The following is a 21259-nucleotide window of genomic DNA, read 5'->3' on the forward strand; positions in this document are numbered from 1 at the left end:
TTCGGGGGCGTAGGAAATTCCGCGGGGCTCAACGGCTGAGCCAACGTTCACCTATGCGATGAATAGCGGATATTGAAACCTCGTCAGGTGAGGTTGGCCCTCGGCGCGCCTACCGGTTACGGAATCAGGGTGATACCCGCAAAACACATCACGCAGGTTCTTACCTTAGCGACGCCGCACGTGCGCCAATGGGGATGGCATATGCCATTCCCCCCGAGTACCTGAGGTGATGAGGGTGCAGCAGAGACGCGGTGCCGACAGGGGCAAGCTGATCGTCGTGGGCCTGGGATACGTAGGCCTTCCCCTGGCCATGCGAGGTGTCGAAGCGGGATATACCGTCGTCGGGGTCGACACGGACGAGTTGCGTGTCAAGCGCCTGGATGCGTGCGACTCCTACATCGAAGGTGTCGGCAACGCGCGCCTCATGGCCGCTGTGGGCAGCGGTCGCTTCCGCCCCACCACCGAGTACGGGCAGACCGACGGTTTCGACGTCTGCGTCATCACCGTGCCGACGCCGCTGCGCGAGGGCGTACCCGATCTGAGTTTCGTGGAGTGTGCCGGACGGAGTGTCGCCCCGCATCTCACCTCCGGCGCCACCGTCATCCTGGAGTCCACCACGTATCCGGGGACGACCGAGAGCCTGCTGCGTCCGCTGCTGGAGGCGGGCAGCGGACTGAAGGCGGGCGGTGACTTCCACCTCGGCTACAGCCCCGAGCGCATCGACCCCGGGAACCCCGACTGGCACCTGGAGAACACGCCCAAGGTCATCTCCGGGATCGACGCCGCGTCACTGCGCAGCATCGAGCGTTTCTACGGCGACATCGTGGAGCACACCGTGCCCGTGAGTTCCTGCCGCACCGCCGAGCTGACCAAGCTGCTGGAGAACACCTACCGCCATGTCAACATCGCCCTGGTCAACGAGATGGCCATGGTGGCAAGGCAGTTGGGGGCCGACATCTGGGAGGCCGTCGAGGCCGCCGGCACCAAGCCGTTCGGGTTCATGCCGTTCAGGCCCGGTCCGGGCGTGGGCGGACACTGTCTGCCCGTGGACCCCTCCTATCTGTCCTGGCAGGTCAAGAGGATGCTGAAGCAGGACCTCCGGTTCATCACCCTGGCGAACGAGATCAACGACCAGATGCCTGAGCACGTCGTCCGGCGGATCACCCGCGGGCTGAACGAACGCGGCAAGTCGGTGAAGGGCTCACGGGTACTGCAACTCGGCTTGGCCTACAAGAAGAACACCGGCGACATCCGCGAGTCGCCTGCTCTCGTTCTCGCCCAGTCACTGCTCAAGCTCGGCGCCCGGCTGGTCGTGGCGGAGCCGCACACCGACTCCTACCTCGTTCCCCCGGACATCACCCGGGTGGAACTCACCGAGGCGGAGATCCGGGCGGCCGACGCGGTCGTCGTGGTGACCGACCACGATGCTTTCGACTACGCGCTCGTCGAGGAGGCCGCGGCCTACGTGCTCGACACGCGCAACCGCTGCCGAGGGGGGCGCGTCGAGATCCTCTGACGGTCTCGGCGCCGAGACGCCGCGCACCCCTCGCCCCTCGCCCCGGCGGCTCCTGGTGGCCTGACCAACGGTTACCAGGAGCCGCCGGGCTGTGGTTCGTAGAGCCCGTGGGGCGCCGTGCCGCGGGCTGCCGCATCGGGCCGCTCGGTCCAGGGCCGAACACGACCGATGGCGGGCCCGTCCGCCGCTGCGAACGCGCCCGCCCTGGTGAGTTGGTCCCCATCGATGTCAGGAAGCCCGGGCACATCCCCGACGGCGGCGGCCACAAAGTCCTCGGCCGCGCGGCCCGCCCTCCGGGCGAACGACGGGAATTTGACGACAGGACCTAGGCGTACGCCGGCAGGGAGCGGAACCACCGGACGGTCTCGGCCAGGCCCCGTTCCAGCGGAACCGCCTCCAGGCCCGTGAAGAGGCTGCGGAGCATCCCGTCGTCGGCCTGGGAGTCCCGCACGTCACCACGGCGGGGTGCCTCATGACGGATCTCGACCGCCAGCTCCAGCGCCTTGGCCAGGTGGTGCGCGAGTTCCAGGACGCTGACCCGGGTGCCGAAGGCCAGGTTGACCGGGCTTGCGCAGGTCACCTTCCGCAGGACGGCGTCGGCGAGCACCCGTGCGACCGTGCCGACGTAGGTGAAGTCGCGGGTCTGGTGGCCGTCCCCGAAGACCGTCAGCGGTCGACCGCGCAGTGCCGCATCGATGAAGGCCGGAACGACCGCGGCGTAGGCGTGTCCCGCAGGCTGCAGCGGGCCGTAGACGTTGAAGAAGCGGAAAGCGAGAGCCGGCAGGCCGAAGGCCGCTCCGTAGGCGAGCGCATAGGCCTCGGCCGCGAGTTTGCTGGCCGCGTAGGGACTGAGTGGTCGGGACGGCAGGTCCTCGTGCTTGGGCAGGTCGGTGATCGAGCCGTACACGGAGGAGGACGACGCGACGACCAGGTGGGTGTTCCGGCGGCGGCACGCCTCAAGTACGCGTACCGTGCCGGTGGCGTTGACCTCATGGCTGGCGAACGGATCCGCCAGGGAACGCGGCACGGACGGTCGCGCGGCCAGATGGACCACGGCGTCGGCCCCTGCCACCACGTGGTCGACCAGGTCCCGGTCGAGGATGCTGCCCTCGATCAGTTCCACGTCCGTGCCCGCGAGATTGGCCGCGGAACCGGTGCTCAGGTCGTCCAGGGCGACGACCTTGCCGATGGAGGCCCGGGAGGCCAGCTCGCGGCAGAGGTTCGATCCGATGAAGCCGGCGCCTCCGGTCACTACAACGTTCAACGATTCACGCCTTTCGTTAGGGCTGTCGGCCACCAGCCGCGTGCTTCGGCGACGGAGGCGTACAGGTCGTGGGTGTTCTGGACCAGGCGCTCGGCCCCGAACTGCCGTGTCGTCCAGGAGTGGGCCTGCTGTCCCATTCGGTGGCGGAGCCGGTCGTCGCTCAGGAGCCTGACGACGTGACGGGTGAGGTCATGGGCGTCGGTGGAAGCCAGAAGCCCGGTACGTCCGTCCTGTACCACCTCTGCCACGCTGCCCACGTTCGTTGCCACGGCCGGTAGGCCGGCGAGGCCCGCCTCGATGAGGCTGACCGGCATACCTTCGTTGTCCGAGGTGAGCAGCACCAGATCCGCGGCGGCGTACACGGTCTCCACATCGGCGCGCCAGCCCAGCAGATGCAGCGACTCGCGCAGATCGGCGGCTGCTTCCAGGTCGCCGTGCAGGTCTCCCTCCCCGCACACGAGGAATCGGGCGTCCGGCACGGCGCGGCGCACCTCTCGGGCCACCGACAGGAATCGATCGGGCCGCTTGACCCTCGTCACCCGCCCGACATAGGCGACGACGGGGCAGTCCTGCGGCAGGCCGAGCTGCTCGCGTGCCTGCGAGCGCGATGGCGACACGGCCAGCGTCGTGCCGGGCGGGACCACGGCGTACTGCCGGGGTCGGCCGATTCCGGCGGCCAGGAGGTCGTCACGGACGCTGCACCCCACCGCCACCAGCCGATCGGTCGTGGCTGCCAGGCTGCGTTCGGCGTGTACCACCAGCCGCGTCTTCGCCGGTGTGAAGTAGCCGTGCAGGAGGTGGCCGTGGAAGGTGTGCACGCGTACCGGCACCCGCGCGAGCAGGGCCGCCGCACGGCCGAGTGCGCCGGCCTTGGCGGTGTGCGTGTGCACGATGTGCGGTCGGAACCGGAGCATGGCAGCGGACAGTTCGGCCAGCGCACGCAGGTCGTCGGTGGGCCGCACAGCCCGGCCCAGGGTGGGTACCCGGTGGACCTGGACATCGGGGGCCCGCTGATCCACGTAGTCGGCTTCGCCCGGGCCCACGAACCCGGCGTAGAGCCGGTGATCGAACAACTCGGTGTCGAGCCCTCGCATCAGCGCGGAGACCTGGAGGGCCGGACCGCCCACGTTCATTCTCGCGATGACCCTCATCACCCGGATACGGGACGATGGGGGGCCGACCGTGCGGCGCCGGGCAATCACCATTCAGCCTCACTGCGTTCCTGGCCAACCGCTTGGCGGGCGCCGATACATGATCACGACGGGCAGTCATGCTGGCAGGACGGGCCGAGGAGGCGACGGCGACGTGCCGTCCGGCAAAAGGAGCACCACACCTATGGCGTACTCGGCCCTGCCGTACTCGGCCCGCTGATCTCCCGTCAGGCCGGGACGAACAGCACGCGGAACATTTTGGGCCAGAACTTCCCCGTGATCAGAAACTGATCCGTTCCGGGGACAGCCGCGATGCCGTTCAGCGCGGCCCCCGGGACGAGTTCGTCGCCGCGCAGCAGTCCCGACGCGTCGACATTCGCCGTCACCGCTCCGGTCGCGGGATCGATGCGCACGATCCGCTCGCTGAAAAGCACGTTGGCGTACACGGCGGCTCCGACGCACTCCAGTTCGTTCAGCTCCGTCACCGGGCGGCCCCCGTCGGTCACAACGACCTCACCCGTCTTCGCGAGCGTCCCGGGGTCACGGAACGTCAGCCGTGCCGAACCGTCGCTCGTCACCAGTCGGTGCCGTGCCCGCTGAAGGCATACGCCCCAACCATCGTCCGGATAGGGGACACGGCGCAGCTCCGCGAGCGTCTTGGCGTCGCGCTCGATGGCGATCCGGTCCCGCCAGGTCAGCTGCCACAGGGTCCGGCCGAGCAGCGTGATCCCCTCACCGAAGAGCGGTGCGGGCAACTCGGCGCGCACGTGGGGCGGTTTGCCGGGGGGCCCGGCGCGCAGGGAGGACCGGGCAGACAGCCCGGCGCTCTCGTAGAGTGTGCCGTCGGCCATCTCAAGGCCCTCGGTGAAGGCCTTCGGGTCGTGCGGCAGGACTTGGAGCACCTTGACCCGCAGACGCTCGACCGCGTCGGCGCCACCGTCCGCCCGCTGTCCGGCGCCGCATGCTCCGAACGTGAGCGCAGCCGCGAGCGCCAAAGCCCTCAGCCGCCGCAGACGCTGACGCACCGCACGCACCCCTCCCCTTCGGCACGGCGGTGCACGACGCCCCGGCCGAAGCCGGGGCGCCATGATTCCGCCATGCGGAGGTTCAGCAGCGTCATGACCTGCGGCGACGGCGCACGGCCAGCATCGTGCCACTACCCGTCACGAGCAGTGCCGCTGCGGCGGCGCCCAGAGTCATGCCCTTGTCACTGCCCGTGTTCGCGAGGCTGTCTTGGTTCGTCGCCCGTCCCTGGTGGCCGGGGTTGCGTCCGTCGTCCCCGCCGTTTTCGTGGTGTCCACCGTGGTGTGACGGTTCCGGCTTCGGATGATGCGTAGGGGGCGGGGTGTGTGTCGGAGGCGGGGTGTGTGTCGGAGGCGGGCTCGTCGGAGGCGGGCTCGTCGGAGGCGGGCTCGAAGGGGGCGGGCTCGTCGGGGGCGGGCTCGAAGGGGGCGGGGTTGAGCCATCCTCCACGTAGATGCTGACGGCGGCGCTGCGGTCGGGAGTGTCCGCGTGAACCCGGAAGACATGCCAGCCGGGCGGGCACGGATTCGGGATGGTCACAGTCCCCGACACCGCTCCGTTGCTATCGGCCACGAAGTGACCGATGACGACCGGCGTTGATTCCAGGAACACCGTGACGCTCGCCCCCGGGCCGAAGATGGTGCCGGTCGCGAAGCTCACCGCGGCTCCGGGTGTCACGTCGTTGCTACTGACGGACAGGAGCGTCGACGTGGGCGGGTACGGTTGCGCGTAGGTGGTCTGGGCTGCTGCCAGCGGTGCGGCGACGAGCACGGCAGCACATGCTGCCGATGCCAGTGCGGCGCGCCATCTGGGCGTTGTCGTCATTTTCTTCACTCACTCTCGTCGGCTCGGCCCGGACGGCAGGCGTCGGCCGGACTCGGGGTGCGGACCTCAAGTTTTGGACATATCGAATAGATGAGACATATCCGAGCCAACTAACGTGGTGGCGCCCAGGAGTCACCCGAAGGATTAGCCCTCCCTCTTCTCGATGGCTCACACCGTCGCACCGGCGGGGCATCCGGCCCCTTTGTGCCGCCCGGGTCAATCGACAGGCCGACATGGGGGTGGCTGCCCCTCCCGGAGCGCACGAGTCCCTATCGTCTGCTGCGCGCAACAGGGAACGGACTATCCTATTCCGGCCGTTCCCTCCGGTCCTACGAGGGGTGCAGCGTGGATCTCCACGGATTCCTGAAGGCTCTTGCCAGACGCTGGCCGACCGTCGCGGTCTGCCTGGCGCTCTCGATCGGAGCGGCACTCGCCGCGACATTGCTGAGCACCCCCGTCTATGAGGCCAGGACTCAGCTCTTCGTCGCCACCCGCAGTGGCGACGATTCCACCCAGCTGAACCAGGGGCAGAGCTTCTCGCAGGCACGTGTGCAGTCCTACGCGGCGATCGTGACGACCAGTCAGGTGACCAAGCCCGTGGTGAGGGAACTGGGACTGCACATCACACCGGAGGAGTTGGCATCGCGGATCACCGCCTCCGCCCCGCTCAACACCGTGCTCATCGACATCGCCGTCCGGGACACCGCATCCGGTCGGGCGGCACGCATCGCCAACGCCGTGGCGGAGCGGTTCAGCGCGGTCGTCGAACGACTGGAGACGCCCAAGCACAACCCTGTCCCGGCGCCGCCCGGAAAGAGCCGACCCGACGACAAGGCCGCAGCATCACCCGTTTCACTGGGCGTCACCCAGGAAGCCGTCGCCCCCACCGTTCCGGTCTCGCCCCGCCCGCTGCCGTACCTGGCCGCAGGAATGATCGGCGGTCTGCTGCTCGGTGCCGGGGCGGTCGCCCTGCGCGAGACCCTCGACACCACGCTCAAGACCAGCGAGGCGCTGGGCGAGCTGCTGACGCTGCCGGGCCTCGCCACCATCCCGTACGACAAGAACGCCCCGAAGCGGCCCCTCGCCGGTGCCGGCGGGCACTCCAAGCGCGCCGAGGCCTTCCGTAAGCTGCGCACCAATCTGCAGTTCTCCCAGGTCGACGACCGACCCAGGATCATCGCCGTGACGAGTTCGGTGCCCGGTGAGGGCAAGACCAACACCGCGGTGAACCTGGCCCTCTCGCTCGCCGAGGCCGGCGTCTCCACCTGCCTGGTGGACGGTGATCTGCGCCGCCCGTGCGTGGCCTCGACCTTCGGCCTGGTCCAGGACGCGGGTCTGACCACGGTGCTCATCGGGCAGGCCCGCATCGAGGACGTGATGCAGCAGGCCGCGGCCCGCCTCTCGGTGCTCGCCGCCGGCGCCGTGCCGCCGAACCCGACGGAGCTGCTCGCCTCGGCGCGCATGGAAGAGGTGCTGCGGGAGCTGGCGGACACCTATGAGGTCGTGATCGTCGACACCGCGCCGCTGCTGCCGGTCGCCGACACCATCGGGCTCGCGTCGCTCACCCAGGGCGCGCTGCTCGTCGTCCGCGCCGCCAAGACCAGCCGGGACCAGGTTCGCTCCGCCTCGGCATCGCTGGACCGCGTGGGCGTTCGCGTCCTCGGCACCGTCTTCAGCATGGCTCCGGTCCCCAAGGGCAACCACTACGGCAGGTACGGGCAGTACGGGCAGTACGGCGAGCTGCCCCCTCCTCGCGCCGCGGCCTCCCGGGGCGCGGCAGGCGGACCCGCGGACGCGCGTCGTGCGAGCCGGACCTGACCCGGATCGGGAGGACCGGGTGGTTTCGGGGCGCTGTGACGCAGTGGTGGCGGCCACGGCGGCCCGCCGAGGTGCGACCGGCTCGGCGGGCGGCTGAAGTTCCTCCAGGGGCTACCGCACAGTAACTGTCAGCCCCTACGCTGCCGCCAACCCGACCACAGCAGGGGGGACTTGAGCATGCGCTCGACTCGCATGGTGAGACGGCTGGCGGCGCTGGTGGGCGCCGCCGCGCTGTTGGTAGCAGTACCGGCACACGCCCGCGCGGCGTCGCCGAAACTCTCCGAGACGACGGCCATCGGAACGCACAACGCGTACGACAAGGCCAAGTACACCTACTTCGCACAGGCGTTGGACTCGGGAGCCTCGCTGCTGGAGCTGGACGTGTACGTCGACACGATCAGCCACCGGTGGCGGGTCAGTCACAGCAATCCGTGGGGCAACGACAACAACTGCGAGGCCGCGAAGACCCCGGCCGAGCTGTACAGCAAGAGCCGCAACCAGGATCTGGGCAGCTGCCTGGACAACATGGCCGCCTGGAACCAGCTCCACCCCGACCACCCGCCGATCGTCGTCAAGGTCGAGATGAAGGTCGGCTTCTACAACAAGGCGGGCCTCGGCCCTGCCGCGTTCGACTCGCTCGTGTCACAGAAGCTCGGCAGCAGCGTCTTCAAGCCGGCGGATCTGCTGGGCGGAACGTACGCCTCCCTGGACGCGGCGGCCAAGGCCAATGCCTGGCCCTCCCGTGACTCCCTCAAGGGCAAGTTCCTGTTCGAGCTGATCCCGGGCACGGTGGAGCAGGCCAACCCGTTCGACAGCTACTGGACGGACGAGGAGTACGGGGACCATCTGCGGGACCTGTACGCCGCCGGCCGCATCTCCTCCGCCGAGGCCTTTCCGGCCGTCCTGGGCGCCGAGAACGGCGATCCGCGCACCAGTTACGATGCCTCGATCCGGCCCTGGTTCGTGTTCTTCGACGGGGACGCGGCTACGTACGTGAACGGCGGATACAACACGGCGTTCTACTCCGCGAACCACTACATCCTGATCATGACGGGCGCCGACGGCGTGTCCCCGGCAATCTCCTCCACCAACCCCACGGACGCCGAAGTCGCCGCCCGGCTCGCCCTGTTGGCGGGGGACCACGCGAGTCTCATCACCTCGGACTGGTCGGCGAAATCGGCGTCGGTGCTGAGTTCGGTGACCACCCGAAGCTGAGTACTCCGTTCCGAAGTCGACGTTTCCGGGGTGCGGAGGGATCCTTCGTGCCAAGGTGGGGCATACAGCAGTCAACTCCTGTCACCCCACTGGCATTTACGGAGTCCGCCATGCTCCACGGCATCGACGTCAGCTCGTTCCAGTCCTCCTCGTACAGCACGGACGGCCTCTCCTTCGCCTTCATCAAGGCGACGGAGGGCCGTTCGTACGTCAACCCCAGGCTCGCGCACCAGACCGGGACCGCCCGCGAGGCGCGACTGGTCGTCGGCTTCTACCACTTCCTGTGGCCCGGCAACCTCACCGCCCAGGCCGAGCACTTCCTCCAGCACGCCCCGGAACGGCCGGGCGACATCCTCGCCGTCGACTGGGAGACCACCGACGACGGCACGCACGCGACCAACGCGGAGAAGGACGCCTTCATCCGGAAGCTGAAGCACCTGCGCCCGGACAACCGCGTCGTCCTCTACTGCAGCCGCGACTTCTGGCTGAACGTCGACACCACCTCGTACGCCGGCGACGGCCTCTGGATCGCCGACTACGTCACCGCCGGCAAGCCCCGCATCAAGGCGCACTGGCGGTTCCACCAGTACACCTCCCAGCCGCACGACAAGGACGTGGCCCACTTCGCGGACGTGGACGAACTACGCGGGTGGGCCGCTCCGTAACCCGGAACCCGGCCGGCCGGGCCCGGCTACGCCCGGAACTCCGCCGGGCGTTCCCGGGGCGCCTCGGCGAGGGCCTTCTGTACCGCCGCCGTGCCTTCTCGGAGGCCGTACACCGGGGTGCCGGGCTGCTGGCGCCAGGAGTCGTCGATGCCGCCCGAGTCGACCGTGTCGAAGCCCAGTTCGTCGATCAGGGCGCGGACCTTGGCCTTGGCCGCCGCGTCGTCGCCGGCGACCGGGAGGGCCAGGCGGCCGGGGTCGCCCGCGGGGCGGGGGCGGTCCAGGATGTCCTCGGCGTAGGTGCCGTTGAAGGCCTTGATCACCGGGTGGCCGAGGTGCCGCTCGGTCCAGCGGCTCTCGGTGAGGCCCTCGTCCTCGATCCCGGCGATCCGGCCGTCCCGCTCCCGCGGGTAGTAGTTGCCGGTGTCGATCACGGCGACGCCCTCGGCCGCGCCGTCCAGCAGGCCGGCGGGGAGCTTCGGGACCGCCTTCAACGGGACGGTGACGACGACGAGCTCGGCGCCCCTCGCCGCGTCCGCGGCCAGGACGGCGGTCGCGCCGGTCTCCTCGCTCAGTTCCTTGAGCGTCTCGGGGCCGCGCGAGTTGGCGACGGAGACGTCGTGGCCGAGGGCGGTGAGCCGCCGGGTGAGGTTGCCGCCGATGTTGCCCGCACCGATGATGCCGATCTTCATGACAGACCCTCCAGAGGGTGACTCATGCACATGCATGTTTCCAGTGATGGGCGTCAACCCCGGCGGGGCGACGGCTATTCCGGGTGCTGCGGCGATCGGGTGAACCGGCTCAGACCCGTACGACGATCTTGCCCGTGTGCCGGTTGGACTCCATCAGCCGGTGGGCGTCCCGGATCCGGTCGAGGCCGTCGAAGACCTCGGCGACGACGGGGCGCAGGGTGCCGTCGGTGAGTCCGGCGCCGAGGTAGTGGGCGCCGCGCCGGCGGCCCTCCGGTGTGCCGGTGAGGACGAAGTTGGCGTACCCGTGGACGGTGAGCGGCCAGTTCCGGGGCAGCAGGATGGGCTGTTCGTCCAGCCAGCCGTAGCTGACCAGGGTGCCGTCCCAGGTGACCGCGTCGCCGAGCGCGTTGAAGCCGGGGCCGCCGATCGCGTCCAGCACGATGTCCACGCCCCGGCCACCGGTCAGCCGGCGGGCCTCCTTCACCACGTCCTCGTCCTCGCTGACGATCACGTGCTCGGCGCCGAGGTCGAGCAGCTGCTGCCGCTTGGCCTGCGTGCGGGTGGTGGCGATCGGGACGGCGCCGGCCCGCCGGGCGACCTGGATCGCGGCCGTACCGACCCCACTGGACGCGCCGGTGATCAGCACCTGGTGTCCCGGCTCCAGCCCGGCCCGCTCGACCAGGGCGCCGTAGGCCGTGGTGTAGGTCAGCCAGGCGGCGGCGCCGGTGACCGCGTCGACTCCGGCGGGGCGGAACACGAGCGCGTCGGCGGGCAGGACGACGCGCTCGGCGTGGACCCCGTGGGTACTGAGTTCGAAGTTGGCGGCGGAGAGGACCTTGTCGCCCGGCGCGAACGCGGTCACGTCCTCGCCCACCGCCTCGACCTCGCCGGCCGCCTCGTAGCCGTTGCGGGAGGCGGGCAGGGTGGGCTGGTAGTAGTAGGTGCCCGCGCGGAAGAGGGCCTCGGCGCGGTTGAGGCCCAGCGCCTCGACCTTCACCAGGACCTCGTCCGGGCCCGGGGCGCGCAGTTCGACGTCCTCGATGGTGAGCACGTCGGGGCCGCCGAGTTCGTGAAAGAGCACAGTGCGTGCGGTGTTCGTCATGCCGTCGACGCTATGGTCCCGGGCGAAGACGCTCCATGTCCTCCGGTCTCCGGTTCATGTCCGTGCGTCTCGCTTCGCCAACTGCCCGGCTACGGTGGTGACATGGACGTACTCAGCGACGTCGTCGCCGCCATGCGCACCGGACGCCCGCACTCCTCCCGGAACGACAAGTACGCGCCCTGGGGCACGCGTTGGGAGGATTCGGAGGAGGCCGGGTTCCATGTGGTGCTGCGCGGTTCGGCCTGGCTGATCCCGGCCGAGGGCGAGCCGCTCGCGCTGGCTCCCGGGGACGTCGTCTTCCTTCCGCGCGGGCAGGGGCACGCCCTGGTCAGCGCGCCCGGCGTAGCGGCGCAGGAAGTACGGCTGCTGCCCGACGGCACCTGGAGCGGAGGTCCGGACCGCGGTGAGCCGAGGCCGGGCTGCCCGGACACGGTCACGCTGTGCGGCATCTACCGGTTCGACCGCGACCGCTCCCGCCGGCTGCTCGGGGAGCTGCCGGAGGTCGTGCACCTGCCCGCCCGGGTGGGCACCCATCGCTCGCTGCGGGCGGCGGTGGAACTGCTCGGGATGGAGCTGGAGGAGGAGGCGCCGGGCACCGACGCGATCATCACGTCGCTGCTGGACACCCTGCTGCTGTACATCCTGCGGGCGTGGTGGGAGAGCGAGCGGGCCGCCGGGCGGGCCCGGGGCTGGGCGGGCGCGCTGGCCGACCCGGCGGTCGCGGCGGCGCTGCGCGCGATCCACGGCGACCCGGCCCGCGCCTGGACGGTGGCGGAGCTCGGCGCCGCGGCGGGGCTGTCCCGCGCGGCCTTCGCACGCCGGTTCACGGCGCTGGTGGGCGAGCCGCCGCTGGCATATCTGACCTGGTGGCGCATGACGACGGCGGGCCGCCTGCTGCGCCACGACGACCTCTCCCTGCGGGAGATCTCCCAGCGCATCGGCTACGCGTCGGAGTTCGCCTTCGCCAAGGCCTTCAAGCGGGAGTACGGGGTGGCGCCGGGGCAGTACCGCAGGCGGGCGGCCTGACGACCGCCCCGGCGCCTCCGCGTCACTTGCTCAGGTAGGCCCAGAACTCGTCGAACGACAGAACCTGGTCGCCGTTGAGGTCGCGGGTCTTGATGATGGCCGCGGCGACCGCCTCGGTGACGTTCCAGTCACCCTCCTGAGCCAGCGCGTGCTTGAACTCGGCGGCGGTGATGAAACCGTCACCGTTCGCGTCGATCCGCTCGAACTGCTTACGTGCTTCCTCGATGTCCGCCACCGGATCCGCCCCTTTTGTTCGTGTTTCTTGTGCCGTGCAGGCGTACTGACGCTGGTCAGATTAACGGCCCGCGTGAGCACGCAGTGCGGCGACCACCCATGCGAAGTCCTCGGCGTGCGGGGGCATGGGCTGCCGGTTCACGATGGCGAGCAGTTCGCGGTAGCGGGCGACCCGGTCGTTGAACCCAGCCGTCATACGGTCCAGTGCGGCGCTCAGGTCGACGTCACCGAAGAGTTCCCGCAGCACCTCCTCGGCCTCGGGCGCCGCGGGGTCGAGGCCGCGCTCCCGGGCCGGGGCCGCCAGTTCCACCAGCCGCTTGGCGAACCACAGGGACCGTCCGCGCGGCGCCCCGGGCAGCCGGTCGGCGGAGTTGTACTCGAGCGCGCGGCGCATCTGCGCCCGGAACTCCGGGTCCTGGAGCAGCTCGGCCAGCTCCACCCAGGCGTCGACCTGCTCGGGCGTCGGGTTCTCCGCCAAGTCTACGGCGGTCGCCCGCATCCGTTCCCGGACGTCCGGGTCGACGTTGTCGAGCCCGTGCAGGGTCTCCTCCACGAACTCTTCCATGATCCGCTGGCGCTCGGCGGCAGACAGGCGGGCGAGCTTGTTCATCAGGGTCATCTCCTCCGCGGTGGAACCGCGCCGCGCCACGGACGACAGCACCGCCCGCGTCACCTTCAGCGACCTGATCTGCGCGTCCAGGGCGGCGACGTGCGTGGCCGCGACCTCGGCGACCGTCCGCTCCCCCGCCAGCACCCTGCGCACGTCCTCCAGGCCGAGGCCCAGCTCGCGCAGGGTACGGATGAGTTCCAGGCGGGCGGCGCAGGCGGCATCGTAGAGCCGGTAGCCGCCCGTGGAACGGCCGACGGGGGGCAGGACGCCCTCGTCGGACCAGTAGCGGATGGTGCGCACGGTCAGTCCGGTGGCGCGGGCCAGTTCGCCGATGGTGAAGAGTGCGGTGCCGTCTTCGGTCATGGCTGGAAGTCTGGGCCTTCCAGCGGGTGGAGACTCAAGGAGCGTGGTCGGTGCGGCGGCCGTGGCTCCGACTGCCGTGCGGTCAGCGGAAGATGCCGGTGTGGCCGAGGGAGTAGCGGCCGGGCTGCGGGTAGACGGCGAGGCCGTGGGGGCCGCTGCCGACCCTGATGCGGGCCAGGAGCCTGCCGGTGCGGGTGTCGATGGCGTAGACCTCGGCGTTGTACCGGCCCGACAGCCACAGCACCTTGCCGTCGGCCGAGACGCCGCCCATGTCGGGGCTGCCGCCGCCGGGCAGGCGCCACTTCTCGGTGAGCCGGTTCCGGGGGAAGTCGAAGACGGAGATGGTCCCTTCGCCCCGGTTGGAGATGTACATCTCGCGGGAGTCCCGGCTGACGTACAGGCCGTGGGTGCCCCTGCCGGTGGCGAGGAAGCGGGGGCGCTCGAAGCTGTCGCCGTTCAGGATCCACAGGCCGTTGGCCATCATGTCGGCGATGTAGAACCGTTTGCCGTCGGGTGAGACCTTGACGTCCTGCGGCATGGCGCCGCGGAACGGCAGCTTCTGCTCCCCTACGACCTTCATCCTCGCGGTGTCGACCTTGAGGAGCTCGCCGCTGAACTCGCAGGAGACGATGAAGTAGCGGCCGTCGAGGGAGAAGTCGGCGTGGTTGACCCCGTAGCAGCTGACGGGCACGGACTTCACGACCTCCATGGTGTGCGCGTCGCGGAAGACGAGGGCGCGGTCCATGGAGGCCATGACGACGGCATACTTGCCGTCGGGCGTGAAGTACAGGTTGTACGGGTCGTGCACCTCGACCGGCCTGCCGGCCCGGCCGGTCCTCGGGTCGATGGGGGTCAGGCTGTTGCCGAGGTCGTTGTTGACCCAGAGCGTCTTCAGGTCCCAGGAGGGCACCACGTGCTGGGGCTGACGGCCGACCGGGATGGTCTCAAGGATCCGGTACGTCTTCGGGTCGATGACCGTGACGGTGTTGGAGTTGGTGTTGGGGACGTACACCCGGGAGGGGAAGTCCTTGACCACGGGCGAGAGTTGGTTCGGCCGGTCGGCGGCGTAGACGTCCTTCCGGTCCAGCACCGGAGGCATCCCGGACAGGCCTGCCGCGGCGTTCGCCGGCTGCTTGCCCACCTGCGGCCGGACCGGCGCCTTGCTGCCGAGGGCCTCGTTATCGTGGGCCTGGGAGCCCCCGCTGCACGCGGACAGCAGCGTCAGGGCAGTGAGAGCGGCACCGGCGGCCAGCAGGCGGGCGGCTCGGAGGACGGCTTTCGTGGATCGCATCAGCTCAGCAGCTCCGTGGTGGCGACCGCGCGCAGTCCGCGGCGGTCGAGTTCGTGGAGGACCTCGGGCAGGGCGGCGACCGTGTCCGGGTACCCGAAGTGCAGGCTCACCACCGACCCGCCCCGCACCTCGGCGAGGATCTTGCGGGTGATGGCGGGGGCGCCGGGGCGGGTGTAGTCGAGGGAGTCGACGTCGTACGACAGCACGTGCGGGTAGCCGGCGGTGCGGGCCAGCCGGGCGACGAGCGGGGTGGCGGTCGGGGCACGGGAGGGCCGGAACCAGGTGCCGATGGATCCGGTGAGCCGCCTGAGGCGGTCGGCGCAGTCGGTGATCTCCTTGCGGGCCTCGGCCGCGGAGAGGGTGTTGACGGCGACGTGCCGCTGGGTGTGGTTGCCGAGGTCGTGGCCGCCGTCGAGGATGCGGCGGGCGACGTCGGGGTGTTCGTCCAGCCAGCCGCCGACGGCGAGGACGGTGAGCCGGGCACCGCGCTGCTCGGCCGTGGTGAGCAGGGAGTGGGCCAGCGCCGGGTCCCCCTGGCCGTGGAAGGTGAGGGCGACCTGGGGGCGGGTGCGCGGGCCGTGGCTGATCTGCGCGGGCTGTCCGGGGTAGGCGCGGGGGGCGGGGGCCGTGCGGGGCGTGGCCGCGGGGTGGCCGGACGCAGGGGTGGGCGGGCCGGATCCCTGCCGCGCGGAGGTCGTGGTGGCGTGCGGGGCGGCGGCCGGGGCACCGCCGCAACCGGCGGCGAGCGCGCCCCCGGCGACGAGCCCGGCGCCCGTGCGCAGCATCCCGCGTCGGTTGGTCGTGGTCACCCGCACCATTTAAGGGGTGTTAGGTAAGAAAACGACCGATTGCCCCAATCGGGGGACATTTTCGGGTCGCGGCGCACACAACGCGTCCCGGGCCGCCGTATTCAGCGCTCGCTCAGCGGCCGTTCAGCGGTCGGCGACCCGCATCTCGAACCAGGTCGTCTTACCGCGCGGCAGCAGGTCGACGCCCCAGCGGTCGGAGAGTTTGTCCACCAGGAACAGGCCGCGCCCGCTGACGTCCAGTTCCTGAACCGGCATCAGACAGGGCAGACCGCGGGAGGGGTCACGGACCTCGACGCGGATCCAGCCGGGGCGGCGGCGCATGCGCAGTCCGAAGACGCGGGCGCCGGTGTGCCGTACGGCGTTGCCGACGAGTTCGGAGACGAGTAAGACCGCGTCCTCGGTCAGCTTGGGCGTCAGCCGCCAGTGGCGCAGCACCACGACCTGGGCCAGCCGGCGCGCGGTGGCCGCGGACTCCGGGCGGGACGGCAGCGGCACCTCCGCCTCCGTCGGGTTGCCGAACAGTTCGAGCGCCTTGAGCGCACGTTCGTCCTCGACCGCCGGCGACCAGCGTGCCGCGGTCGCACGACTGTGTCCCCGCGGCTGTTCGATGCCCTCCAGCCCCGCCATGCCCCCATGATGGCCGTCCGGAGCCGTCTTCGGGGCCGTTCCGGAGGAATGCGCCCCTCGCGCGCCCCCGTTCCGGGCCGGTCGATCGGCATATGCCGACGGCACGACAACGTCCGGCGTAACCCCTTTGACCTGCCGCGACGGCTCACTTCCGGGCAATCGTCAGGCTCCCTCGACGCGGCAGAGTTAAGGCTGCCATAAGGCTCCCATAAACCGCCCCATCGAGGGACCCCGGATCAGACGACCGCGTCAACTGCAAGCAAACTTGCGGAAGTTCACACCACGGACACGGTCGCGAAGATCACAGGAACTTGGCCTTGCCCGGCCCTTCTTCGACGAAGCTGCGCATGCCCCGCTCCCGGTCCTCGGTGGCGAACAGCCCCGCGAACCAGTTCCGTTCCACGGCGAGCCCGGTGTCGAGGTCGGTCTCGATGCCTGCGTCGATGGACTCCTTCGCCGCGCGCAGCGCGATCGCCGGCCCCTGGGCGAGCTTCGCGGCCCAGGCGTGCGCCTGCTCGTACACCTCGGCGGCCGGGACGACCCGGTCGACCAGGCCGATCTGCAGGGCCTCGTCGGCCTTCACCATCCGGCCTGTGAAGATCAGGTCCTTGGCCTTGGAAGGACCGACCAGGCGGGGCAGCCGCTGGGTGCCGCCGGCGCCCGGGATCAGGCCCAGCAGGATCTCGGGCTGGCCGAGCTTGGCGTTGTCGGCGGCGATGCGGTAGTCGGCACACAGGGCCAGTTCGCAGCCGCCGCCGAGCGCGTAGCCGGTGACGGCGGCCACGACGGGCTTGGGGATGCGGGCCACGGCGGTGAAGGAGTCCTGCAGGGCGCGGGCGCGCAGGACCATCGCGGTGTGGTCCATGTCCTGCATCTCCTTGATGTCCGCGCCCGCCGCGAACACCCGCTCGCCGCCGTAGATCACCACGGCGCGCACGTCGTCGCGCCGCGTGGCCTCCTCGGCGAGTTCCTTCAGCCGGTCCTGGGTGGCGATGTCCAGCGCGTTCATCGGAGGCCGGTCGAGACGCAGGGTTCCGACGCCTTCGGCGACTTCGAGAGTTACGGTCATGCGCAGCAGGTTAACGGGGACTAACGGCGGCGGGCCCGGTGCCGTAGGTCACAGCACCGGGCCCGCAATGTCACGCGGGGCCTACTTGGTCCACTCGGCCCAGGACAGGTTCCAGCCGTTGAGCCCGTTGGCCGGGTCCACCGTGCGGTCGTTCGAGTGCTTGACGACCACCACGTCGCCGACGATCGAGTGGTTGAAGAACCAGGCCGCCGGGACGCCCTTGTCGTAGCCGCCGCGCACGTCGCGCAGGCCGACGCAACCGTGGCTGGCGTTGAAGTTGCCGAAGGCGCCGCCACCCCAGTAGTTGCCGTGGATGAAGGTGCCGGACGTGGTCAGGCGCATGGCGTGCGGGACGTCCTTGATGTCGTACTCGCCGCCGTAGCCGACGGTCTCGCCGTTCATCCGGGTCACGGCGAGCTTCTCGCTGATCACCATCTGGCCGTTCCAGGTGTCGTAGCCGGGCTTGCCGGTGGTGACCGGGAGGGTCTTGATGACCTTGCCGTCCTGGGTGATCTTCATCGTGTGCTTCTTGGCGTCCACGACGGAGACCTGGTTGCGGCCGATGGTGAACTTCACCGTCTTGTGCTGCTTGCCGTAGACGCCGTCGCGGCCCTCGACCCCGTCGAGGTCCAGGTCGACGGTGACCTTCGTGCCGGACTTCCAGTAGTGCTCGGGGCGGAAGTCCAGGCGGTCGTTGCCGAACCAGTGGCCCTCGACGTCGACAGCCGGCTCGGTCTTGATCCGGACGGCCTTCTCCACGTCCTGGGGATGGGTGATCCCCCGGGTGAAGCGGACGGAGAACGGCATGCCGACGCCGACGGTGGAGCCGTCCTCGGGGGTGAAGTAGCCGACGAAGGTGTTCCGCGGCGTGAGCGTGGTGAACGTGGAGTCCTCGGCCGCCTCGCGGCCCGCGGAGTCCTTGGCGACCGCGTGCACCGTGTACTTGGTGGCGGCGGCCAGATGGGCCGACGGCGTCCACGAGGCGCCGCCGCCGGTGATGGCGCCGTCGACCTTCGCGCCCTTGGCGTCCTTGACCGTGACCTCGGTCAGCTTGCCCTGGGCGACGCTGACCTTCAGGGCGCCCCTGGTGTCGACGCCGGTGGCGCCGGACTTGGGCGATATGGTCACGGCGGCGGCGGACTGCTTGCCCTGGGTCGAGCCCTTGCCCTTGCCGTCCCCGGAGCCGGACCCCGAGTCGCCGCCCCCGCCGCACGCGGTGAGCGAGAGCAGCAGGGCGCCCGCTATGAGTGCCAGCCCCTTACGGCGCGTGCCCCGCCCCTCAACCGATGCCCCCGATATCGGCCGCACGTTCAAGTTGTTCTCCCCTCACAGGCCCTGGTCGGGCCCACACCCCGGCGCGCCCAGCACGCCCATTGATGCATGGTAATCGCAGGGTTTTGAGCAAGCTGTCAGACGAATGTCACCGTTGGGTCGCAACTTCGGCCATGGCCCGCAGCAGTTCCGCCGTGGCGCTGTCGGCGGGGAAGAACGTCTCGTTGGCGATCTCGTCCAGCGTCACGTCGCGCGGGGATCCGAAGCCCGTGGTGGTGTACAGGAGGCTGAGGTCGCCGAAGTCCGTGGCGAGCAGCAGCGGGACGGCCAGGTCGTTGACCGGCTCCTCGTCGGCGTGGCCGGCCGGGACCGGGTAGGACTCGATCTCGGCCAGCAGCTCCGCCAGGCCCTCCGCCGTGGTGCGGGCGAGCTGCCGGCGCAGGCGGCGCAGGACGTGCCCGCGCCACTGGCCGAGGTTCCTGATCCGCCGGGACAGGCCGTCGGGGTGCAGGGTCGCCCTGAGCACGTTGAGGGGAGGCGTGCACAGCGCGGGCGGGAGGTCGCCCAGGAAGGCCATCGCCGCACGGTTGGCGGTCAGCAGCTGCCAGCGCACGTCGACCGCGAGCGCCGGGTTGGGCTCGTGGCCGGCGAGTACGGCGTCCACGGCGGCGCGGGCCGCGCCGAGGTCGGCGAGCGAGCGCTCGGGGTACACCAGTGCGAAACCGGCGGCCAGATACCAGGCGTTGCGATCATGTTCCGGCTCGGGGTGGCGCGCCCGGTCTCGATGTAACTCAGGTGCCTTGTCGAGAGGTTGGCCGCCACCGCGACATCCAGTTGCGAGCGGCGGCGGTGCTCCCGCCGGCGTCGTACGAGCAGCCCGACCGGTGACGTGGTGACCATGCCCCGAGGCTGGCCGATCACGGCGCGGGCGGCAATAACCTCGCGGGTTATCGACGCGGGGCGGCTGGGGCGCGCAGGGTCGTGAAGCGCAACGCCAACGAAACGCGTGACGCCATAGAGGCGCGCAACTCCAGCCATCAGAATGGGAGTCGGCCACGACCGAGAGCACCGAGACCGTCACCGCCCTGCACCGGGCGACCATCGACGACTACGTGCGGTGTTCACGGAGCACATGGGCGGCGCCGTCTTCAGCACCCGGCAGGAGCCGGAGGTCCATCACGGCCGCGCCCGGCTGATGTGGCGGATCGAGGCGGGGGGCAAGGAGTCGTTCGCCACCGGCACCGACATCCTGGTCTTCGACGCGGACGGCCGGATCGGTTCGGTTTCCGCCTTCCTCGACCAGGCGCCGGAGGGCTTCGCCCCGGACGCCCACGCGTGACGCCCAAGTCCCGCCCGTACGAGCTCACTTGATCGCGCTGCCCGCCGTCCACTGCTGCCAGCTCAGGTTCCACCCGCCGAGGCCGTTGTCGGCTGCGACCATCTTGTCCTTGCTGTTCACGACCTCGACGACGTCGCCGATCAGGCTGCGGTCGTAGAACCAGCCGGCGGGGGTGTTGGAGCTGCCGCCCTTGACGTCCCTGAGGCCCACGCAGCCGTGGCTGACGTTCACGTGGCCGGGGGCGTCGGGGGCCCAGTAGTTGCCGTGCAGGAAGGTGCCGGAGTCGGTGAGTCTCATGGCGTGCGGGACGTCGGGGATGTCGTACTCGCCGCCGAAGCCGACCGTGCGGCTGTTCATGCGGGTGACGTCCAGCATGTCCATCACCACCATCTTGCCGTTGTACGTGGGGTGTTCGGGGGCGCCCGCGCTGATCGGCACGGTGGCGAGCAGCTGTCCGTCGCGCCGTACCTCCATGGTGTGCTTGGCCGCGTCGACCCACGAGACCTGGCTGCGGCCCACGGTGAAGCCGAGCGTCTTGTACTGGAGGCCGTAGATGCCCGGCGCCCCCGCCACGTCCCGCAGGCGCAGGTCGACGGTGACCTCCGTCCCGGGCTTCCAGTAGTGCTCGGGGCGGAAGTCCAGGCGGCCGTTGCCGAACCAGTGCGGGCGGATGTCCACGGGGGGCTGGGCGGTGACGCGGACGGCGCGTTCGACGGCGGCCCGGTCGGCGATCTCCCGGCTGAAGGAGAGGGAGACGATCATCCCGGTGCCGACGACGGAACGGTTCTCGGGGGTGACGTAGGAGATGAACCGCTCGTCGGGGACGAGCGTGGTGAAGGTGGTGTGCCGGGCCGAGCGGCGGCCCCCGTCGTCCAGCGCGACCGCGTCGACGGTGTACTTGGCGGCGAGCGCCAGCCGGTCGTCGTCGGGCTGCCAGGTCAGGCCGTCGGCGCTGACGTGCCCGGGGACCGGGGAGTCCTGCGCGTCCTGGGACTTGGTGACCTTCACCTTCTCCAGGCGCCCGTCGGGCACCCGCACCCGCAGCCGCGAGTCGGGGCGGACGTCCTTGCCCCCGTCGTCCGGGGTGATGCGGATGACGTCCTCGGGGGAAGGGGGTTTGCCGAAGATCCGGTCGAAGTCCAGTCCGCCGGAGCCGCCCGAGGAGCAGCCGGCCAGCAGAGCCGCCCATGTCAGTGCCGCGGCCAGCGCGGCCTCCGTGCGCCGTGCGCGTGCTTGTACGTGCCTCACGCCGGACTCAACGACGGGCCCGCCCCGGGGAAACGACGACGGGCCCGCTCTGGGAAACGTGAGTGCGACCCGTGCGCTGGGCAGAACAGGGGGAGGACGACAC

At 70.4% G+C, this 21259-nt stretch carries 22 protein-coding genes and 1 pseudogene; 7 read left to right on the forward strand and 16 right to left on the reverse strand.

All coding sequences use genetic code 11. The features are described from left to right. Positions 1 to 229 precede the first annotated feature (229 nt). Positions 230 to 1516, forward strand: coding sequence for a nucleotide sugar dehydrogenase (locus ACWD35_RS31695; RefSeq protein WP_451354776.1), 1287 nt, complete (start codon positions 230 to 232; stop codon positions 1514 to 1516). Positions 1517 to 1707: 191 nt separating this feature from the next. Next, positions 1708 to 1803: pseudogene (locus ACWD35_RS31700) on the forward strand (IS481 family transposase); the annotation flags it as partial. Positions 1804 to 1841: 38 nt separating this feature from the next. On the opposite strand, the gene ACWD35_RS31705 reads toward ACWD35_RS31700, so the two are convergent. The 4 genes from ACWD35_RS31705 to ACWD35_RS31720 all read right to left on the reverse strand — a co-directional run bounded on the left by ACWD35_RS31705 (position 1842) and on the right by ACWD35_RS31720 (position 5779). After that, positions 1842 to 2780: an NAD-dependent epimerase/dehydratase family protein gene (locus ACWD35_RS31705; RefSeq protein ID WP_451354777.1), complete on the reverse strand. Its 939-nt coding sequence runs from the start codon at positions 2778 to 2780 to the stop codon at positions 1842 to 1844. Then, on the reverse strand, positions 2777 to 3913 hold the full coding sequence (locus ACWD35_RS31710; protein ID WP_451354778.1) for a glycosyltransferase: 1137 nt from the start codon (positions 3911 to 3913) through the stop codon (positions 2777 to 2779). Before ACWD35_RS31710 ends, ACWD35_RS31705 begins: the two co-directional genes overlap by 4 nt. Positions 3914 to 4158: 245 nt before the next feature. Then, positions 4159 to 4956, reverse strand: a complete 798-nt coding sequence (locus ACWD35_RS31715) for a glutaminyl-peptide cyclotransferase (RefSeq protein ID WP_451354779.1) — start codon at positions 4954 to 4956, stop codon at positions 4159 to 4161. 91 nt (positions 4957 to 5047) lie between these two features. Further along, on the reverse strand, positions 5048 to 5779 hold the full coding sequence (locus ACWD35_RS31720) for an LPXTG cell wall anchor domain-containing protein (RefSeq protein WP_451354780.1): 732 nt from the start codon (positions 5777 to 5779) through the stop codon (positions 5048 to 5050). 345 nt (positions 5780 to 6124) lie between these two features. On the opposite strand from ACWD35_RS31720, the gene ACWD35_RS31725 reads away from it, so the two are divergent. From ACWD35_RS31725 to ACWD35_RS31735, 3 genes are all read left to right on the forward strand, one after another. Beyond that, positions 6125 to 7597 carry a polysaccharide biosynthesis tyrosine autokinase gene (locus ACWD35_RS31725; RefSeq protein WP_451354781.1) on the forward strand — a complete coding sequence of 491 codons (1473 nt, stop codon included), beginning with the start codon at positions 6125 to 6127 and terminating at the stop codon, positions 7595 to 7597. 177 nt (positions 7598 to 7774) lie between these two features. Further along, positions 7775 to 8812 carry a phosphatidylinositol-specific phospholipase C domain-containing protein gene (locus tag ACWD35_RS31730; RefSeq protein ID WP_451354782.1) on the forward strand — a complete coding sequence of 346 codons (1038 nt, stop codon included), beginning with the start codon at positions 7775 to 7777 and terminating at the stop codon, positions 8810 to 8812. Positions 8813 to 8922: 110 nt separating this feature from the next. Beyond that, entirely contained in the window at positions 8923 to 9477 is a 555-nt protein-coding gene (locus ACWD35_RS31735) for a GH25 family lysozyme (RefSeq protein ID WP_451354783.1), read from the forward strand. Positions 9478 to 9503: 26 nt separating this feature from the next. Here ACWD35_RS31735 and ACWD35_RS31740 read toward each other — a convergent pair whose 3' ends face one another. Then, the gene (locus tag ACWD35_RS31740) at positions 9504 to 10166 is read right to left on the reverse strand and encodes an NADPH-dependent F420 reductase (protein WP_451354784.1); all 663 of its coding nucleotides are present in this window, start codon (positions 10164 to 10166) and stop codon (positions 9504 to 9506) included. A gap of 109 nt (positions 10167 to 10275) precedes the next feature. Then, on the reverse strand, positions 10276 to 11268 hold the full coding sequence (locus ACWD35_RS31745; protein WP_451354785.1) for a zinc-dependent alcohol dehydrogenase family protein: 993 nt from the start codon (positions 11266 to 11268) through the stop codon (positions 10276 to 10278). A gap of 102 nt (positions 11269 to 11370) precedes the next feature. Between ACWD35_RS31745 and ACWD35_RS31750 the strand changes: the two genes are divergently transcribed. Then, entirely contained in the window at positions 11371 to 12294 is a 924-nt protein-coding gene (locus ACWD35_RS31750; RefSeq protein WP_451354786.1) for an AraC family transcriptional regulator, read from the forward strand. A 22-nt stretch (positions 12295 to 12316) separates the two neighbouring features. Here ACWD35_RS31750 and ACWD35_RS31755 read toward each other — a convergent pair whose 3' ends face one another. From ACWD35_RS31755 to ACWD35_RS31795, 9 genes are all read right to left on the reverse strand, one after another. After that, positions 12317 to 12529: an EF-hand domain-containing protein gene (locus ACWD35_RS31755; RefSeq protein ID WP_451354787.1), complete on the reverse strand. Its 213-nt coding sequence runs from the start codon at positions 12527 to 12529 to the stop codon at positions 12317 to 12319. Positions 12530 to 12589: 60 nt separating this feature from the next. Further along, complete coding sequence (locus tag ACWD35_RS31760; RefSeq protein ID WP_451354788.1) at positions 12590 to 13501, reverse strand: helix-turn-helix domain-containing protein; 912 nt, start codon at positions 13499 to 13501, stop codon at positions 12590 to 12592. A gap of 82 nt (positions 13502 to 13583) precedes the next feature. After that, positions 13584 to 14792, reverse strand: a complete 1209-nt coding sequence (locus tag ACWD35_RS31765; RefSeq protein WP_451354789.1) for a YVTN family beta-propeller repeat protein — start codon at positions 14790 to 14792, stop codon at positions 13584 to 13586. After that, complete coding sequence (locus ACWD35_RS31770; protein WP_451354790.1) at positions 14792 to 15610, reverse strand: polysaccharide deacetylase family protein; 819 nt, start codon at positions 15608 to 15610, stop codon at positions 14792 to 14794. The genes ACWD35_RS31765 and ACWD35_RS31770 overlap by 1 nt, the downstream gene beginning before the upstream one ends. Positions 15611 to 15724: 114 nt before the next feature. Further along, a complete protein-coding gene (locus ACWD35_RS31775) occupies positions 15725 to 16333 on the reverse strand; it encodes an ATP-binding protein (RefSeq protein ID WP_451354791.1) in 609 nt (202 codons plus the stop codon). A 196-nt stretch (positions 16334 to 16529) separates the two neighbouring features. Continuing rightward, the gene (locus tag ACWD35_RS31780; RefSeq protein WP_451354792.1) at positions 16530 to 17297 is read right to left on the reverse strand and encodes an enoyl-CoA hydratase/isomerase family protein; all 768 of its coding nucleotides are present in this window, start codon (positions 17295 to 17297) and stop codon (positions 16530 to 16532) included. 81 nt (positions 17298 to 17378) lie between these two features. Then, positions 17379 to 18611 carry a L,D-transpeptidase gene (locus tag ACWD35_RS31785; RefSeq protein WP_451354793.1) on the reverse strand — a complete coding sequence of 411 codons (1233 nt, stop codon included), beginning with the start codon at positions 18609 to 18611 and terminating at the stop codon, positions 17379 to 17381. 106 nt (positions 18612 to 18717) lie between these two features. Then, positions 18718 to 19281: an MmyB family transcriptional regulator gene (locus ACWD35_RS31790; protein WP_451354794.1), complete on the reverse strand. Its 564-nt coding sequence runs from the start codon at positions 19279 to 19281 to the stop codon at positions 18718 to 18720. Continuing rightward, on the reverse strand, positions 19164 to 19607 hold the full coding sequence (locus tag ACWD35_RS31795) for a helix-turn-helix domain-containing protein (protein WP_451354795.1): 444 nt from the start codon (positions 19605 to 19607) through the stop codon (positions 19164 to 19166). The genes ACWD35_RS31790 and ACWD35_RS31795 overlap by 118 nt, the downstream gene beginning before the upstream one ends. A 79-nt stretch (positions 19608 to 19686) precedes the next feature. Here ACWD35_RS31795 and ACWD35_RS31800 point away from each other — a divergent pair, with 79 nt between their 5' ends. Beyond that, positions 19687 to 19908: a hypothetical protein gene (locus ACWD35_RS31800; protein ID WP_451354796.1), complete on the forward strand. Its 222-nt coding sequence runs from the start codon at positions 19687 to 19689 to the stop codon at positions 19906 to 19908. Positions 19909 to 19932: 24 nt separating this feature from the next. On the opposite strand, the gene ACWD35_RS31805 is transcribed toward ACWD35_RS31800, so the two are convergent. Beyond that, positions 19933 to 21156: a L,D-transpeptidase gene (locus tag ACWD35_RS31805; protein ID WP_451354797.1), complete on the reverse strand. Its 1224-nt coding sequence runs from the start codon at positions 21154 to 21156 to the stop codon at positions 19933 to 19935. Positions 21157 to 21259 lie beyond the last annotated feature (103 nt).

It is taken from the genome of Streptomyces sp. NPDC002671, from assembly GCF_053592475.1.